Origin of the sequence: Pseudomonas sp. Root329, assembly GCF_001424925.1 — a bacterium.
Taxonomy (GTDB): domain Bacteria; phylum Pseudomonadota; class Gammaproteobacteria; order Pseudomonadales; family Pseudomonadaceae; genus Aquipseudomonas; species Aquipseudomonas arabinosi.
Map to the genome: position 1 here is coordinate 198,795 of NZ_LMCV01000012.1, position 16,511 is coordinate 215,305.

Consider the following 16,511-nt stretch of genomic DNA (forward strand, 5'->3'; position numbering starts at 1 on the left):
ACCTCTCCTTAGCCGGATACCGGCTTGGCGCCTGTGACTTCTACCGTTTCACCGGCGATGTACCTGGCCTCGTCGGACGCCAGAAATGCGATAACATCCGCAATGTCTTCAGGCTCGGCAATACGGCCTAATGGCACGCTCTTGTTCAGTTCTTGCACGGCCTTATCCGGATCAAGGCCGCGACGCTCAAAGCCGCTGCGTAACATCGGGGTGTTGATTTCGTGCGGGCAGACGGCATTGACGCGGATGCCCAAAGGGGCGCAATCGCGGCCCAGATTCTTGGTTAAAGCCGCGACGGCCCCTTTGCTTGTGCAATACGCCACGTGGGCGGGGCCTGGATAAATGCCCCAGACAGATGATGTGTTGACGATTGCGGCACCCGGGCGATTTTTCATGTGCGGTATCGCGGCACGGCAGATGAAGAACACTGCATTCAGGTTTACGCCCATGGCATCGAACCACATGTCGTCAGTGGTTTCCTCTATCGTGCCGCGAGGAATGATGCCCGCATTGTTCAATACGATATCGATTCCTGAAAAAACATCGACGGCAGTTTGGACAATTGCTTCGCAATATTCTTTTCGGCGTAAATCGCCTGCCACGTAGTGCACGTCGGCGCCCAGGTCACGAACTTTTGCGGAAATTGATTTGCAACCGGCTTCGTCAAGATCAGACAAAACAAGCTTTGCGCCTTCTCGGGCGAACAATAACGCTAACGCCTGTCCGACACCGCCGGCAGCGCCGGTAATGACCACCACTTTATTATTGAATCTCATAGGGCAACCTACCTGATAGTTCTTTGGCGCTGCCATTATTTAATTTCAATGGACCACAGCGTCTAGCAACTTTTTTACTGGACCAAAGATAACGTGGCGTTATCAAAAAATTCTGAATCGAGCTTTTGAAGTCGCGCTCAGGCCGGTCGGCGTGGGGTGAATCCAGGTTGGCTGTCAGCCCATTCTCTGTAAGAGCATCGATCATTGTCATAGTGCGTGATCCAACGGGACGCCTGCCGTCATGACCTGAAGTCATCATTTATCGAGCTAAAATATCATTATGGGCAGGGGGTATCAGCTGCTAAGGTTTTCTATAAGTAGAAAGCTACAAGTTGCAGTTTGCCCGCCTCAATATTTTTGCTGATAACACTTGGGTCGTTTAATTCACAGAGTGAGCGCCCAATGAATAAGAATAAGGAGAGTGTTTGTGAAGATCATTGAAATTGAAGTTCATCAAGTCGATCTGCCCTATGCTGGCGGCGTTTATAAGCTGTCAGGCGGCCGTACTTACACAAGTTTTGACTCCACGATAGTGTGTATTCGCACAGACACTGGCCTTGAAGGCTGGGGCGAGTCGACGCCTTTTGGCCCGAACTATATTGCAGCGCACGCGCTGGGTGTGAGGGCGGGTATCGCCGAAATGGCGGACCTGCTCATTGGCCGGGATCCCCGTCAGGTTGACCGTATCAACGATCTCATGGACAGCACCTTGATGGGCCACCTTCATGCGAAAGCTGCGATTGATGTGGCCTGCTGGGACATTCTGGGCAAAGCGGTCGGGATGCCGGTGTGTGAACTGCTGGGGGGCAGTACAGGACTGTCCATGCCGATTATCGACTCGACCTATGCCGGCGATCCTGAAGACATGCGACGTCGAGTTGCTCAGACTCGAAAGCAAGGATACCTGGGGCATTCGGTGAAGGTCGGCGCGACACCGGAGGAGGGTGGGCCCGCGCTGGATGCCGCGCGCATTGAGGCATCCCTTGCAGATGCCCGTCCCGAGGAATACTTCATCGTTGATTGCAACGGTGGCCTGACGGTAGAACATGCATTGCGCATGCTGAAGCTGCTGCCATCCGGGCTGGACTTCGTGCTTGAGGCGCCATGCGCCACCTGGGCTGAGCACCTGTCCCTGCGCCAGCGAACCAATGTGCCGCTGATCATGGACGAGCTGGCGACGGATGAAGCTTCGGTGATGCAACTGATCAGCGAGAAGGCTGCGGACGGTATTGGTCTGAAAGTTTCCAAGCATGGCGGCCTGACCAGAGCCCGACGTCTGCGCGACATGTGCATGACCTCCGGCTTGACGATGAGCGTCCAGGAGACCGCTGGCTCACAGGTAGCGTTCGCTGCGCTGACTCACCTCGGGCAATCTATCCCGCACCGATATCTGCGCTGCGTGCTAGATACGCGCGATATGTATCCACCGATCACGGCGCACGTCGACATTCCCGTGGTGGATGGCCGTATCCGTGCCCCCCAGACCCCAGGATTGGGCATCACGATCAATCGGGACGTCGTCGGTGAACCCGTAGCGATCTATCGCTGAGTTGATCTCCAGCAGCGCGGCGCATGAAGTACTTCGTGCGCCGCTTTTTTTTTGTGTGGGATCCACGTTTTTTTGACCAGTGAATTGATTCAGGTTCGTTGATTTGACGAACGAACGTCTCGAAAATGTACGCCTATGTACATGCCGTGTACGGCACAGATCCTGGGGTGTACAGTGACGAGGAATTTTCAAAGAAAGGTCAACCCGAATGTCACAGACAGGAAGGGCGAAAACCAAAGCGCAGGACGCAGGCTGGCGAGGCTCCGTCAATGGTTGGCTAGACGCCGCCTACGATGCTCTTAAAGAGTCGGGTGTGGATGCTGTGCGGGTGATGCCGCTGGCCAAACGCTTGAATTTGTCTCGTACCAGCTTCTACTGGTTCTATGAAGATCGGGAACAGCTGCTAGCGGCGCTCCTCGCTCGATGGCGGGACAAGAACACTGGCGGTATGGTCAGCCAGTGCGAGAGTTATGCAGAAAGTATTTCCGAAGCAATTCTGAACGTCTTCGAGTGCTGGGTGAACCCTGAGATGTTCGACTCGCAATTCGAATTTGCCGTGCGCAGTTGGGCGCTGCAATCGGACGAGGTCACTGCTGAAATCGCCTTGGCCGATGAGGCACGGATGAATGCCTTGGCCGCGATGTTCCGACGGTTTGGCTACGACGGCGAGGGGGCTGACGTTCGGGCCAGGACGATCTACCTCACACAAATCGGCTACATCTCCATGAAAACCAATGAAGATATCGTCGTTCGATTTCGACGGATTCCTCAATACGTGAGCGTGTTTACCGGCAAAGTACCGAAGCGACGCGAACTGGACCGCTTTTATGGAAAGTTCGGCTACGCAGAAAAAGAGCCCGGCATTTTCGTTCCCTTGGTCGAAACATTCGAGGAGTCCACTGCCGATGGAGAATAGAACGCTGGGCATCATCGGGGGCACCGGCTGGCTCGGGCGCGCAATCGCCGAGGCGCTGCTCGATAGCGGGTTCATCGGGCCTGACCGTTTATTGATCTCGAACCGCTCCGGGGTCAGTACCTTCGAGCCAGGCGTGAGGCTGCTGGCTGACAACCAGCAGTTGGTGGATATCAGCGACATTGTAGTGCTGTCCATCCGGCCGGAGCAGTTTCGTGAACTGCAGATCAACGCCCGCGGCAAACTGGTGATTTCCCTGATGGCTGGAGTTCCTGCGGCAGCCATCAGCGCGGCCACCGGTGCGGATGTCGTGGTGCGGGCCATGCCGAATGCTGCCGTGGAAATCGGGCAGTCGTTCACGCCTTGGTACAGTGTCGGAAACCTTCCAGAGCGCGACCGCAAGTGGGTGCAGCGACTGTTCGAGTGCGTAGGTTCAGCGGACGAAGTGTCTGATGAAGACTGTATTGATTACCTCAGCGCGTTGTCCGGGACGGGGCCGGCCTTCCCGGCAATGTTGCAAATGGCACTGACTAATCAGGCGGTGGCTGCGGGAATTCCCCTTGCCATCGCGCAGCGCGCTGCACAAGGCGTGGTGGTGGGGGGCGGCCAGATGCTTGCTAGCCGCGATCCGCAGCAAATGATTGAGTCGTTGATGGCTTACCGAGGCGTGACGGCAGCAGCGCTGCAGTCGATGGCCGATCAGAACATCGAATCCATTGTGGGGCGGGCAGTGAATGCAGGCGCTGAGGTTGCGCGGCGCGGAATGTAGCCAGGGCAGGGGATAACAGTGAAGGCCCGCTGAAGGGCCTTCACTGCAGAAGGCGTCAGACGGTTGCGATCATTCGGCCTTGAAGCAATAGACAGCCAGTTTGTTGCCATCAAGGTCCCGGGCGTAAGCGGCATAGGCATTTTCAGCCCAGTTACGCGAACCCGGTTCGCCTTCACAGATGCCACCGGCGGCGAGTGCGGTTTCGTGGAAGGCATGTACCGCAGCGCGATTAGGCGCTTCGAAGCTGACAGTCACGCCATTGCCAACGTTGGCAGGATTGCCATTGGCGGGTTTGAGCACGAAGAACGACGGTTTATCCACGCCCCAAATGGAGCCGGATTCATCAAGGTCGGCAATACGGTTGAGACCAATTTCTTTCAGAACACCATCATAGAAGGTCCGTGCTTTGGCAAGGTCATTGGTACCGACAGTGACATGGGTAAAAACAGACATTTTGATTTCCTTTGGGTTGTGATGCGAGTGTGAGCGCTGGCCGATATCACGGCAGTGCCTTGGTCAGAAATGAATGACAGTGCGAATGCTTTGCCCGGCCTGCATCAATTCGAAAGCCTTGTTGATGTCCGAAAGGCCAAGGTTATGAGTGAAAGGTTTCAAGCACTCGACAATCACGTGGCAAGCCTCCGTTCCAACAAGGATGGAGGTTCGGATTCAGATTTCTTTCACCAGGCGCAAAGCGTCGTAGATGGCCGCGTGGGTGTTGCGGGCAGACACGGCGTCGCCGATCCGGAACAGCTGGAAGCGTCCTTCGGGGTTGGTGACGATGTTCTGTGCCGTACCGGCGATCAGGTCATGCTGCTCTACCGCGCCGCCATTGGTGGAGAGAGGACGCAGGTCGAAGTACAAGTCGTCCAGGGGAAGAGTGCCGTGGTTGACGACCACCTGATCGACCATGCGCTGCTTGTGAACCTTGCCGTAATCGCTGCCAAAGGTTGCAACGAGCCCGCCATCACGTTTTTCCACTGTATCGACCCGATAGGTGACGGTGAAGGTGACGTCCAGGTCCTGCAGGCTGCGCATGTAGGGCACCAGGTTCATGGCCATGACTTCAGGTGCAAACGAGCGGTCAGGGGTGACGATCTCCACGGTCGCACCGCTTTGCGCGATGACCTCGGCAGCCTGCAGGGCAGCATGATCCCCCGCATCGTCGAAGATCAGTACGTTGCGACCGGGCTTGATGTCGCCGGAAATGATGTCCCAGGTTGAAACCACGAGTTCATTGCCTTCGCGGAGCACCTCGGTATCAGGGAGGCCGCCGGTCGCAACGATGACCACGTCCGGCTCGAAGGCTTGCACGGTGTCGGCTTCGGCCCAGGTGTTGAAGTGAAACTTCACCCCCAGCCGTTCGCATTGCGCCATGCGCCAATCAATGATGCTGATCATCTCGCGACGACGCTCGCTCAGCGCAGTCAGACGAATCTGCCCGCCTGGTTGGTCAGCCGCCTCAAGCACCGTCACGTCATGGCCGCGCTCACCGGCGACCCGCGCCGCTTCCAGCCCAGCAGGGCCGGTACCGACGACCAACACCTTGCGCTTGACGGCGGCTTTGGGAATGTCATGAGGCATGGTGGTTTCCCGCCCCGTCGCTGCGTTGTGGATGCAGTAGGCCGCGCCGCCCTGGTAGATGCGATCCAGGCAATAGTTGGCGCCCACGCATGGGCGAATGTCTTCTTCGCGCTTCTCGATGATTTTGCGCACGATGTGCGGATCGGTCATGTGCGCGCGGGTCATGCCCACCATGTCCACTTTGCCCGAGGCGATCGCGTAGCGCGCCGTGGCCACGTCGGGAATCTTCGCAGCATGGAAGGTCGGGAAACCTGTTGACGAGCGGATCTCGCCAGCGAAGTCGAGGTGGGGTGAGTTGCGCATACCCTGAATCGGGATGACATCAGTCAGGCCGGCATCCGTATCAATGTGACCGCGCACAACGTTCAGGAAGTCGACCAGTCCGCTGTCCTTGAGCATGTGTGAAACCTGCATGCCCTCGCTGGCAGTGAAGCCACCGGGCAATTCTTCATCACCGGTGTAACGAACTCCCAGCAGAAAATCTTCGCCGACCCGCTGGCGGATGCCACGCAGGATGTCGAAGGTAAAGCGCATGCGGTTTTCCAACGAGCCGCCGTAAGGGCCGTCGAGGTCATTGGTCAACGGTGACCAGAACTGATCCATCAAGTGCCCATAAGCCTGAAGCTCCAAGCCATCGAGACCTGCCGCCTTCATGCGCTCCGCGGCGTCGACATAGTCCTTGATGATTCGCTCAATGTCCCATTCCTCCATTTTCTTCGGGAAGGAGCGGTGCGAAGCCTCGCGACGGTGTGACGGCGACACCACCGGTAGCCAGTCGGCCTTGTCCCAGCGGGTGCGACGGCCCAGGTGAGTCAACTGGATCATCACTGCCGCGCCGTGTTCGTGGCACTCATCGGTCAGGTCCTTCAACCATCCGACCACTTCGTCCTTGTATGCGAGCACGTTGTTGAACACCGGCGGGCTGTCTCGGGAAACGGCAGCGGAACCGGCAGTCATGGTCAGGGCGACACCGGCTTTTGCACGCTCCACGTGGTAGGCGCGGTAGAGATCCTTGGGCATGCCGTCCACAGGGTAGGCCGGTTCATGGGAGGTGGTCATGATCCGGTTTCTGAGGGTCAGATTCTTGATTTTATAGGGTTGCAGCAAGGGATCGCTGGACATCGTGGTGCGCTCCAAAGTGGGCTTCATTAGGCTCGGCGACTTAAAATTAGGATAAATGTACATCTGTGTCAATTGTTGATGACACAGGTGTACATTTTGCTTGCGTGCCAAAAAATCCAGGATTAACATCCGTCAAAACAAGGACTGATTTGACTCGTCCACGGCTGTCATCCATCGCATTGAGCGGTCAGTGCCCGCGGCGTGAAGAACGTGCGCGCAGTGGCAAACAGCGCTCGTTGAGGCGGACGTGAAAGTGGGTGTGATAGGTGACGGTTCAGGTGTGATTCAGTGGGATTGAAGAGGGCACAGTCCTGCTTTCTTAATTTTCTGCCTTATTGATGTTTCGGAAAGGAGAGCATAGGTGACAGAGTTATTTGATATTCGCTTGGCTAGCAAACAGACAGCTTTCACTGAAATTCCAGTCATAGATATATCGTCGCTCATAAACGGCGAAAATCCGCTGAAGGTGGCAAACCAAATAGGTGATGCATGCGAAAAGGTGGGTTTTTTTTATATAAAAAACCATGGCATTGACCCACAGTTAATAGATGAGATGTATGCGCTTACAAAAAGTTTTTTCAAGCTTTCTTATGAGGAAAAGAACAAGCTTAATATCGTGAACTCCGGGCTCACGCTGCGTGGTTATATACCGATGTACGCGGAAAACGTCGATCCTGTTAATACCCGCGATTTCAAAGAGTGTTTTGATTGCGGAGCTCATTATGATGAAGTCTCTCCATTTTTTGGTCCTAATCAAATGCCGTCTGTACTGCCGCAATTTGAGAAGGTTGCCGAAGATTACCATTCCTCTGTATTGGCACTCGCGCGAATGCTTATTGGCGGGATCGCGCTGAGCTTGGGTTTACCACAAGATTACTTTGAACATCTTCAGCGTAAGCCCATCACGATTCAGCGGATTTTGCGTTACCCGCCCCAGATCGGAAGGGTTTCCCAAGAGGAGATCGGTATTGGGGCACACACGGACTATGGTTTCTTGACGGTCCTATCCCAAGATGCAGTTGGCGGTTTGCAAGTCAGGAACCGTGCAGGGGAGTGGGTTACTGCCCCACCAGTTGAAGGCACTTTTATCGTCAACATTGGTGATCTGGTTCAAACCCTCACCAACGATCGCTACACCTCGACAATGCATCGCGTCATAAATACTAGTGGTCTAGAGCGTTATTCAATACCTTTCTTTATTGATTTGGATTTCGATGCGGTTGTTGAGCCTGTGCCAACCTGCGTGAGTGAGGTGTTACCCGCGAAGTATGAAGCCTATACATGTGGTAAACACAAATTTAAGCGATTCGTTGATAGCTATGCGCACCTGAAAGGCGAATAAGGAGTTTTCAATGTGCATCCTTTACATGGCCGACCCCGCCGATGCGGAGAAATGGCGAGTTTGCCTGTCAAGGCTTGCCCCTGAACTAGAGTTCCGGCAATGGCCTGATATCGGTAACCCGGCAGAGGTGCACTACATTTTGGCTTGGGAGCCTCTCGCCAACCTAGCGGAGCAGTTTGGTAATCTTCGGCTCATCTACGCTGCCGGGGCTGGAGTTGATCAGTTCGACTTGGCCCTTTTGCCTGCCGACGTGTCGCTAATTCGGCTGGTGGATAGCTCGATGGCTGACATCATGGCCGAGTATGTTCTGTTTGGCGTTCTTGCTTTGCACCGAGACATCCTCGCTTACCAAGCGGATCAGCGCAGTGGTCGCTGGCAACCTCGGCCAATCGTGCACGCAACACAGCGGCGTGTTGGTGTCATGGGGGTTGGCAATCTCGGACGAACTGCACTTGATCGCCTTCAGCCATTGGGATTTCAGCTCAGTGGCTGGAATCGTTCTTTGAAGGAGGTGCCAGGTGGTCGCTGTTATGTAGGCACAGACGAATTAGAGGAATTTTTAGGGCAGTGCGACATCCTTGTGAACATGTTGCCGCTGACTCCCGAAACAGACGGGATACTCAATGCGGCGAGGCTTGATTGTCTGCCTCATGGCGCTGGACTGATTAACGTGGGACGTGGCGCCCACGTTGTAGAAACGGCTCTGCTTTCTGCGCTGAATGAAGGCCGTCTGGGAGGTGCCGTACTGGATGTTCAGGTACAAGAGCCTCCCACTCAAGACAATCCACTCTGGAAACACCCTCGAGTGCTCTTGACCCCTCATATTGCAAGCGATGTGCCGATTGAAGGTGGTGTGGCGGTGATAGTTGAGAATCTTCGAAGAGAGTGTGAGGGAATGCCTCTGTTGAATGTGGTTGATCGGTCTAAAGGTTATTAGATTCCAGCGAGTTCTGTTGAAAACCACCACCAGCCACGTTTTTTTGTACGTTAAAACGTACGTCGAAATCCTGGTCTGAGATGTCAGTACGGCGTTGCTCATTGATGCAAGAGGGCTTGACGGAGCTTACGCAAAGACCTTCGCACGGTTTATCCAGCCTGCTTCCATGAGAGACGGTACGCACTGGTGCATGTCGATATCAGACTCGCATGTGGCGTGCTCAGGCTGCTTGCGTTGAAGATAAGACGCGTAAGGTTATGCGTCATTTCATGGCAGTGTGCAGTCGCGATGACTGATGGGAGATGCTCAGAAGCGTTGAAGTTCGCCGCTTTCGATTCCGGGCAACAGGAAGAGATGATGATCGCCTGACCCTCAGTCAGCTCGCTCTAACGTCGATCACCAGAGAACAAAAAAAACAATGAATAGCCTGAACTCCAAGGATTCGAACGGTCAATTGGCACAGGGTTTCAAGCCGCGACACGTCACTATGCTTTCTATCGCGGGGATTATCGGCGCAGGCTTGTTTGTTGGGTCGGGACATGCCATCGCTGCTGCTGGTCCAGCGGTATTGCTGGCTTATCTGTGCTCCGGCCTGTTGGTCGTATTGGTCATGCGCATGCTGGGTGAAATGGCGGTTGCCAACCCGGACACCGGATCTTTCTCCACCTACGCCGACCAGGCAATCGGGCGTTGGGCCGGCTTCACCATCGGCTGGCTCTATTGGTGGTTCTGGGTGCTGGTGATTCCGATCGAGGCGCTCGCGGCTGGGCATGTCATGAATCAATGGTTTCCCCAGATCGACACCTGGCTGTTTGCCTTGTTGTCCATTGTCCTGTTGGTCGTGACCAACCTGTTCAGCGTGTCCAAATACGGCGAGTTCGAATTCTGGTTTGCGATGGCCAAGGTCGTGGCGATCATCGGATTTATCGGCCTTGGTTTTGCGGTGTTGATGGGTTGGATTCCCGAGCGGGAGGCCAGCGGGTTGAGTCGACTCATGGAGGAACATGGCGGGTTTGCGCCCAACGGCTTGTCAGCGGTCGTAGGGGCATTCATCACCATCATGTTCAGCTTCATCGGTACAGAAGCGGTGACCATTGCAGCCGCAGAATCCAGCAACCCTGCGCAGAACATCGCCAAAGCCACACGCTCGGTGATCTGGCGCATCGGGGTGTTCTACTTGCTGTCCATTTTCGTGGTCATTTCCGTGGTGCCCTGGAATGATCCGTTGCTGGCGTCTGTGGGCTCTTACCAGCGAGCACTGGAGCTGATGAGCATTCCCCATGCCAAGTTGCTGGTGGATGTGGTGGTGTTGATTGCCGTGGCCAGCTGCATGAACTCGTCGATCTATATTTCCTCGCGCATGTTGTTTTCGCTGGGCAAGCGCGGTGATGCACCGAAGCCGCTGAAGGTAACGTCGTCGGCGGGCGTGCCGAGGGCGGCGGTGATCGCCAGCACCGTGCTGGGTGCCGGTGTGACCTTGTTCAGCTACTTCATGCCCGCCGGTTTATTCCAGTTTCTGCTCGCCAGTTCCGGCGCCATTGCGTTGCTGGTGTACCTGGTTATCGCCGTGTCGCAATTGCGCATGCGCAAGATTCTGCGTCGGCAGAACGTCACGCTGACCTTCAAGATGTGGTTGTTTCCGTGGCTCACCTGGTTGGTCATTGCCTTCATCTGCGCGGCGTTGGCGGTGATGATGGTGACGCCCGAGCACCGTATGGAGGTTTCTTCGACCATCGTCCTGGCGTTGGTGATTTCCTTTATCGGCCTTGTGACCACGCGTCATCATGGGCAGCCGCAGAGGGTGGTGTCCGCGGAAAGTGCATAGCAGCCATCAGCGTAAACCTGCTTGCGATTTTATCAGTGCGCGAGCAGTGGCGAGGCGGTAAAACCGCCTGCGCCACGGGCCATTACCGCTCACTGCGAGAATAATCTTCGATGGCATACAACACCTCCAAGGCCGTTCCTCCCCAAACAATTGGTTTTTTACTGCTGGACCAATTCACTTTGATCTCTCTGGCGTCTGCTGTAGAGCCGCTACGAATGGCCAATCAGTTGACCGGTCAAGAGCTGTATCGTTGGCACACTTTCAGTTTGGGGGGCGAGCAGGTGTGGGCAAGCGACGGCATGCCGATCACTCCTGATGCGTCGATCAATAATGCACCGATGCTTGATACCGTGATTGTCTGCGGAGGCATTGGCATTCAAAGTGCTGTGACCCAGGAGCACGTTGCCTGGTTGCGAGCCCAGGCCCGACGCTCGAAGCGGATCGGGGGTGTGTGCACAGGCAGTTGGGCCTTGGCCCAGGCAGGCTTGCTCGATGGCTTCGATTGCAGCGTGCACTGGGAATTTCTGGCGGCCATGCAGGAAGCTTTTCCGCGAGTGAACCTCAGCACCAGTTTATTCACCCTCGACCGAGACCGCTTCACCAGCTCCGGCGGAACCGCGCCAATGGACATGATGCTGCACCTGATCAGTCGCGATCATGGTCATGAACTGTCCGCGGCCATCTCCGAAATGTTCGTCTACGAACGAATCCGCAACGAGCAGGATCACCAACGAGTGCCCCTCAAGCACATGCTCGGTACCCATCAACCGAAGTTGCAGGAAATCGTCGCCTTGATGGAGGCCAATCTGGAAGAGCCGATCGACCTCGACGACCTAGCGAATTATGTCGGCTTGTCCCGTCGACAACTTGAGCGGTTGTTTCAGAAATATCTACATTCCTCGCCTTCGCGGTATTACCTCAAACTGCGCCTGATCCGCGCACGCCAGTTGCTCAAGCAAACGCCGATCTCCATCGTAGAGTTGTCGGTGGTGTGTGGCTTTGTGTCCACACCGCATTTCTCAAAGTGCTATCGCGAGTGTTTCGGCATTCCACCCAGCGACGAGCGCTTGGCGGCGCAAACGCAACCGCAAGTGACAGCAAGACCGATTACACAGGCATTGCCATTGGCAAGGCCGATGAGCTTGCTGGATCAGGCACGTGATGAGTCAACATTCGCAAGCATCAAAATATTGAAATCCTGAACAATCCGGGATTGGTCTGAAAGCGATAGGTATCCACCGATCACGGCGCACGTCGACATTCCCGTGGTGGATGGTCGTATGTCCCGGCAGCCCCCAGGATTGGGCCTCACGATCAAGCGGTACGTCGTCGGTGAACCCGTAACGGTATATCGCTCGTGACCCGTTTGCGACGTGCAGGTTGCTTGATTGTCGGGACCAGCACCTCCCCGGATTTCGGCACGTCTTACTCCACGGAATCAACTCGTTTTGGCGCCATGCGCAATCCCTGGCACCTTGCTCACAGCGCAGGTGGTTCCAGCGCTCGGCCTTGGCCGTTGGCAACGCAGGGTGCTGCAGCACCGCGAATGTCGCGGTCTGCGCAGCAATGGACGTGCTCGCCAACAGACACAACCATCGACTGCGAAGTGATCGACCTGCGCACAACCAGCCCGCTAGAGCACTGACACCCCCTCCTGGCGGCCTCTCGCGGGGCGCCAGGATCAACGATTTCAAGGGGATTTCGCTATGCTGATTTACGACGATGGGGGTGTCACGGATCAGGCGCACAGCGCCAACCGCCAACTGGAATAAATGTGCCGAGTGAAGACATGACGGCTTCATTGGCGAAAATATCCGGGGCAAACGGGTCCACCGATGAAGGCAGCAGGCATCGGCCAGTTTTGGCGGGGAGCGTTGAGCACTCGATTTTCCATGGGGTTTCTCCGGCGTGATGCCGGCCAAAAGACAGTTCGCAGGCGAACAGGGAAACAGGGTTTATTGAGCTTTCGAGTTGGCTGAACGTTTCGCGCAAATGAGGGCCCGGTGTCAGCGGTGTGGGGCGGCTGGCGGCGAACAGAAAATAGTCCCCGACCAATAGCAGACAGCCCTGACGCGATGGCTCATCCATCGCTTGCAACCATTGGCCACGACAAACGCCGAGGGAGTCGGGCAAGCGATCCCATATTTCGTAGTAGCTTTCGTCCAGAGCGGTTTCGATCAGGCACTCACTGGTTTCAAAGTGCATGCGACCAATGTCTTCAGCCCCACTGACCGGCTGATAGTCCATTTTGCGATGCCATTGGCAAATGTCGGCGTCTATCTGGGTCACCCCGGCGAAACCTTTCTGCTCACACAACGCCAGATGTTGAGTGTGGCTGAATTCTTCGAGCGCCAGACTTGGGAGCGGATTGGAGGGGATTCGCAGGTCGGCAAACAGTCGCGGTGTCTGTAGCCAATACACGGCCGTTTCGCTGTCCGAACGCCCTGAGCGGTGCTGGATCAAACGCCGCTTCCATACGCCTAGATAACATTGCGCAACCTGATGCATTGATATTCCCTGTTTTACGCGTCGCGTTTGGTTCTCCACCTGTCTTCATCGACTCAGTGGTGTCCCCCTCACTTCGACCATGACGCCGACCAACGATCGAGTAATCCGAAGAACCACTGATGCATACGGGCGTAACAGGCTTCATCCGAAGGTGAGGGCATAGGTAGTGGCGACTCGGCAGCAAAACGGCGGTTGAGTGCATTCACAATCTGCGGCGTCCATTCCGGGTGAAACTGCAGCCCAATCATCCCATCGCCGACAGAGTAAGCCTGGTTCTCCCAGTCGGATCCCCTGGCCAGATGCCTGGCCCCAGCCGGCAGAGCAAAACCGCGTTCGTGCCACTGCAGCACCTGCATGTTATGCCTGTCATCCTCACCATCCTCAATGAACTCCACCTCGCACCATCCACCCTCAGGGTGGTCGATGGGGGCAACCTGCGCCCCGAGCCGATCTGCGAGCAGTTGCCCGCCCAGGCAGATGCCGAGCACCGGCTTAGCCTTGCGCAGCAAGTTGCCAAGCCAGACCTTCTCCTGCTCCAGCCAAGGTGGGCAATCCGCCCCTACCACATTGAATGGTCCTCCCAACAACACGTAGGCATCGTAGTCTTCGTGCGTCGGCAACTGCCCTAGATCACCGCGAAACAGTTCGATGGCGACATCACGACCCAAAGCCCAATCGGCCAGGGCGCCAGGGCCTTCTTCTGCCAGATGCTGAATGCAAGCGATCTTCTTCATGTGGCGTCCCCAAAAATAGCCAATACGAACTCCAAAGCGTGCATAGCAAACTCCTTACCGCAGGTCGGGACAAAGTGGATTGTGCGTATCAGACCCAGCATCGCCTCTCCTTGCCGAGGCAAAAAACGTTCGCTATTCTCCGCCATCAAACTTGCTTTTCAATCCACGAATATTCAACAACTATTGAACAAATGGAAACATTCGATCTAGCGACCCTGCGCCAATTCCTGGCCCTTGCGCGCCACCAAAACCTGTCCGATGCCGCTTCGGAACTGCACCTGAGCCCGAGTGCTCTGTCCAAGGGGCTGAAGAGACTGGAACTAGCCTTGCAGACCACGCTGTTCGACCGCCAAGGGCGTAATCTGCGCTTGAATGCCGACGGCGTGCGATTGCTTGATCGGGCTGCAGCGCTGATGGCCAATGCCGATCAGATGCGCAGTGAGTTTCTGGGGACTCGCGGTAGTTTCCACTGCCGGATCTCCGGGCCGGCGCTGTTGCAGTTGAATTGGGGACGGCGCATAGCCAGTTTGATCGGCGAACGTTTTCCCGGCGCTCAAGTGGCTTTTGGCAACGAGAAGGAAGACGAAGCGCTCAGTGCCTTGGCCCGCGGTGAGGCGGATCTGGCACTGGTGACCACGGCAGCGCTTGGGGCTCTCGACCCGCGCCATATCGCGCTGAACATCGGACTGACCCGCTTTGAAGTGGCCGTCGGCGCAAACCACCCGCTCACCCTCGCAGGCAACGGACCACGCGCCACGGTGACCGAGGTTCTGAAATACCCCTTCGTGGTACCTACACAGCCGCCGTTTCGCGGGCTACAAGGTGGGCCGGCCACCGACGGCTGGCGTGACGATCAGCAACCGCGCATCATCCGTTACCGCAGCGATGACCTTCTTTTGGTTGATGGCCTTGTACGCGCGGGGTTGGCTCTGGCCTACCTACCGGACTATGCGCTGGCCGAACTTCAGCTGTTACGGCTCGATCTGACTGACAACCCGTTCTCTTGCACCCAACAGGTGGTGCTGGTTTATCGCCCCAGCACCGCCAGCGGTTGGCTCAATTATGTGGTTGAGGCGATGAAGTCCGAGGCGGTTACCTAGTCCCGCACGAATCGCTGCGCCATCACCTGCAACAAACGATCATCCTCTCCCGCAGCGCCAATCACCTGCAGTCCCACCGGCAATCCCCTCAACAGTCCCACCGGCAGGCTGATCGCAGGCAGCCCGGTGAGATTCCAGGCACTGGTATGGCTGAGCAACGCGGCGCGCACATCGATGTCCTGCTCACCCACCCGGGCCTCGCGCGCATCGACCGCTGTCGCGGTAATCGGCACGCTGGGCGAGACCAAGAAGTCATAGTGCTCGAACAAGCGCGCCATCGCCCCCTTGAGCCGTGCTTGGCTGGTTTGTGCGCGGATGTATTGCCAGCCCCTGACTTCACGCGACAATTCGAGGCGCTCGCGCACCTCCTGCTCGAACGTGTGCGGTGCATCCTGCATGCGCTCGGCATGCACATCGAAGGCCTCGGCGCGTTGCAGCACCAGTAAGGTGTCTTTCATTTCGGCCGCCAGCGACACCAGCTCAGCAGTATCTTGCAGCGCCTCGCCAAACAGCTGCTGCGCCGCCTGGTAGACCTGCCGATCCAGCTCGGCGTCGACCGGGCCGAAGCTACCGGTGGTGATCCAGCCAACCCGCAACGGTCGAGGGTTGACCGCCGGTGCACACACTCGCCCAGCCACCACTTCGAACAGTAGTCGCGCATCCTCGACGTGGTTGGCGATCGGGCCTACGTGGTCGAGGCTCGACGACAGCGGGAACACCCCCTCCAGCGGCACGCTGGCAAACGATGGCTTGAAGCCGACCACTCCGCACAACGCCGCCGGAATACGGATCGATCCGCCGGTGTCGGTGCCCAGCGCCAACGGCACCATGCCGCTGGCGACCGCAGCGGCGCTGCCGGCGCTGGAGCCGCCAGTGATGCAGCTGGAATCCCAGGGATTACGTGCCGCGCCCTGCAGCGAGCGGTCGCCAGTCGGACCGTAGGCGAATTCGTGGGTCAAGGTCTTGCCGACAATGACCGCACCCGCCTCGCGCAGGCGCTGCACGCACAGCGCGTCGCGGCTCGGCTTGAAGCCTGCGAAATGCGCCGAACCGTAGGTGGTGACGTGGTCGAACGTGTCGATATTGTCTTTGACCGCCACCGGTATGCCGTGCAGCGGGCCCAGGTCCAGGCCCTGGGCAAACAGCTCGTCAGCCTTGCGCGCCTGGGCCAGCGCCACGGGTGCATCGACATGAACGAAGGCGTTCAAGGTCGGATTCAGGCGCTCGATGCTGTCCAGGGCTGCTTGGGTCAGCTCGACGCTCGTCAGGCTGCCCGCGCGCAGGCGCTCGGCCAGCGCGATGACCGATTGACCAAAAAAAGATCCAACGTGAGGGGGCTTCGCCAGGCTCAT

Annotated in this window: 14 protein-coding genes and 1 pseudogene; 9 read left to right on the forward strand and 6 right to left on the reverse strand. The window is 56.9% G+C overall.

Features of this window, described 5'->3' with window-relative positions:
• Nucleotides 1–8: 8 nt before the first annotated feature.
• Complete coding sequence (locus ASC74_RS12430) at nucleotides 9–776, reverse strand: SDR family NAD(P)-dependent oxidoreductase (RefSeq protein ID WP_056741635.1); 768 nt, start codon at nucleotides 774–776, stop codon at nucleotides 9–11.
• A 427-nt stretch (nucleotides 777–1,203) separates the two neighbouring features.
• On the opposite strand from ASC74_RS12430, the gene ASC74_RS12435 reads away from it, so the two are divergent.
• From ASC74_RS12435 to ASC74_RS12445, 3 genes are all read left to right on the forward strand, one after another.
• Complete coding sequence (locus ASC74_RS12435; protein WP_056741636.1) at nucleotides 1,204–2,325, forward strand: mandelate racemase/muconate lactonizing enzyme family protein; 1,122 nt, start codon at nucleotides 1,204–1,206, stop codon at nucleotides 2,323–2,325.
• A gap of 208 nt (nucleotides 2,326–2,533) precedes the next feature.
• The gene (locus ASC74_RS12440; protein WP_056741637.1) at nucleotides 2,534–3,241 is read left to right on the forward strand and encodes a TetR/AcrR family transcriptional regulator; all 708 of its coding nucleotides are present in this window, start codon (nucleotides 2,534–2,536) and stop codon (nucleotides 3,239–3,241) included.
• Entirely contained in the window at nucleotides 3,231–4,007 is a 777-nt protein-coding gene (locus ASC74_RS12445) for a pyrroline-5-carboxylate reductase family protein (protein WP_056741638.1), read from the forward strand. Before ASC74_RS12440 ends, ASC74_RS12445 begins: the two co-directional genes overlap by 11 nt.
• Nucleotides 4,008–4,076: 69 nt before the next feature.
• On the opposite strand, the gene ASC74_RS12450 is transcribed toward ASC74_RS12445, so the two are convergent.
• Entirely contained in the window at nucleotides 4,077–4,460 is a 384-nt protein-coding gene (locus ASC74_RS12450; protein ID WP_056741639.1) for a VOC family protein, read from the reverse strand.
• 216 nt (nucleotides 4,461–4,676) lie between these two features.
• Nucleotides 4,677–6,713: an NADH:flavin oxidoreductase gene (locus ASC74_RS12455; protein WP_056741640.1), complete on the reverse strand. Its 2,037-nt coding sequence runs from the start codon at nucleotides 6,711–6,713 to the stop codon at nucleotides 4,677–4,679.
• 361 nt (nucleotides 6,714–7,074) lie between these two features.
• Here ASC74_RS12455 and ASC74_RS12460 point away from each other — a divergent pair, with 361 nt between their 5' ends.
• The 5 genes and pseudogenes from ASC74_RS12460 to ASC74_RS31055 form a co-directional block, all read left to right on the forward strand.
• Nucleotides 7,075–8,055 carry an isopenicillin N synthase family dioxygenase gene (locus tag ASC74_RS12460; RefSeq protein ID WP_056741641.1) on the forward strand — a complete coding sequence of 327 codons (981 nt, stop codon included), beginning with the start codon at nucleotides 7,075–7,077 and terminating at the stop codon, nucleotides 8,053–8,055.
• 10 nt (nucleotides 8,056–8,065) lie between these two features.
• The gene (locus ASC74_RS12465; protein ID WP_056741642.1) at nucleotides 8,066–8,992 is read left to right on the forward strand and encodes a 2-hydroxyacid dehydrogenase; all 927 of its coding nucleotides are present in this window, start codon (nucleotides 8,066–8,068) and stop codon (nucleotides 8,990–8,992) included.
• A 418-nt stretch (nucleotides 8,993–9,410) separates the two neighbouring features.
• On the forward strand, nucleotides 9,411–10,817 hold the full coding sequence (gabP, locus tag ASC74_RS12470) for a GABA permease (protein WP_056741643.1): 1,407 nt from the start codon (nucleotides 9,411–9,413) through the stop codon (nucleotides 10,815–10,817).
• Between the two features lie 110 nt (nucleotides 10,818–10,927).
• A complete protein-coding gene (locus ASC74_RS12475) occupies nucleotides 10,928–12,019 on the forward strand; it encodes a GlxA family transcriptional regulator (protein ID WP_056741644.1) in 1,092 nt (363 codons plus the stop codon).
• Between the two features lie 152 nt (nucleotides 12,020–12,171).
• A pseudogene (locus tag ASC74_RS31055) lies at nucleotides 12,172–12,318 on the forward strand (amidase family protein); the annotation flags it as partial.
• A gap of 230 nt (nucleotides 12,319–12,548) precedes the next feature.
• Here ASC74_RS31055 and ASC74_RS12480 read toward each other — a convergent pair.
• Both ASC74_RS12480 and ASC74_RS12485 read right to left on the reverse strand, forming a co-directional pair.
• Nucleotides 12,549–13,325 (reverse strand): hypothetical protein, encoded by a 777-nt coding sequence (locus ASC74_RS12480; RefSeq protein WP_056741645.1) that lies wholly within the window; start codon nucleotides 13,323–13,325, stop codon nucleotides 12,549–12,551.
• A 68-nt stretch (nucleotides 13,326–13,393) separates the two neighbouring features.
• A complete protein-coding gene (locus ASC74_RS12485; protein ID WP_056741646.1) occupies nucleotides 13,394–14,059 on the reverse strand; it encodes a type 1 glutamine amidotransferase in 666 nt (221 codons plus the stop codon).
• 191 nt (nucleotides 14,060–14,250) lie between these two features.
• Here ASC74_RS12485 and ASC74_RS31615 point away from each other — a divergent pair, with 191 nt between their 5' ends.
• Nucleotides 14,251–15,159 carry a LysR family transcriptional regulator gene (locus ASC74_RS31615; protein ID WP_056741647.1) on the forward strand — a complete coding sequence of 303 codons (909 nt, stop codon included), beginning with the start codon at nucleotides 14,251–14,253 and terminating at the stop codon, nucleotides 15,157–15,159.
• On the opposite strand, the gene ASC74_RS12495 is transcribed toward ASC74_RS31615, so the two are convergent.
• Nucleotides 15,156–16,511: an amidase gene (locus ASC74_RS12495; protein WP_056741648.1), complete on the reverse strand. Its 1,356-nt coding sequence runs from the start codon at nucleotides 16,509–16,511 to the stop codon at nucleotides 15,156–15,158. The two genes, ASC74_RS31615 and ASC74_RS12495, sit on opposite strands and share 4 nt — an antisense overlap.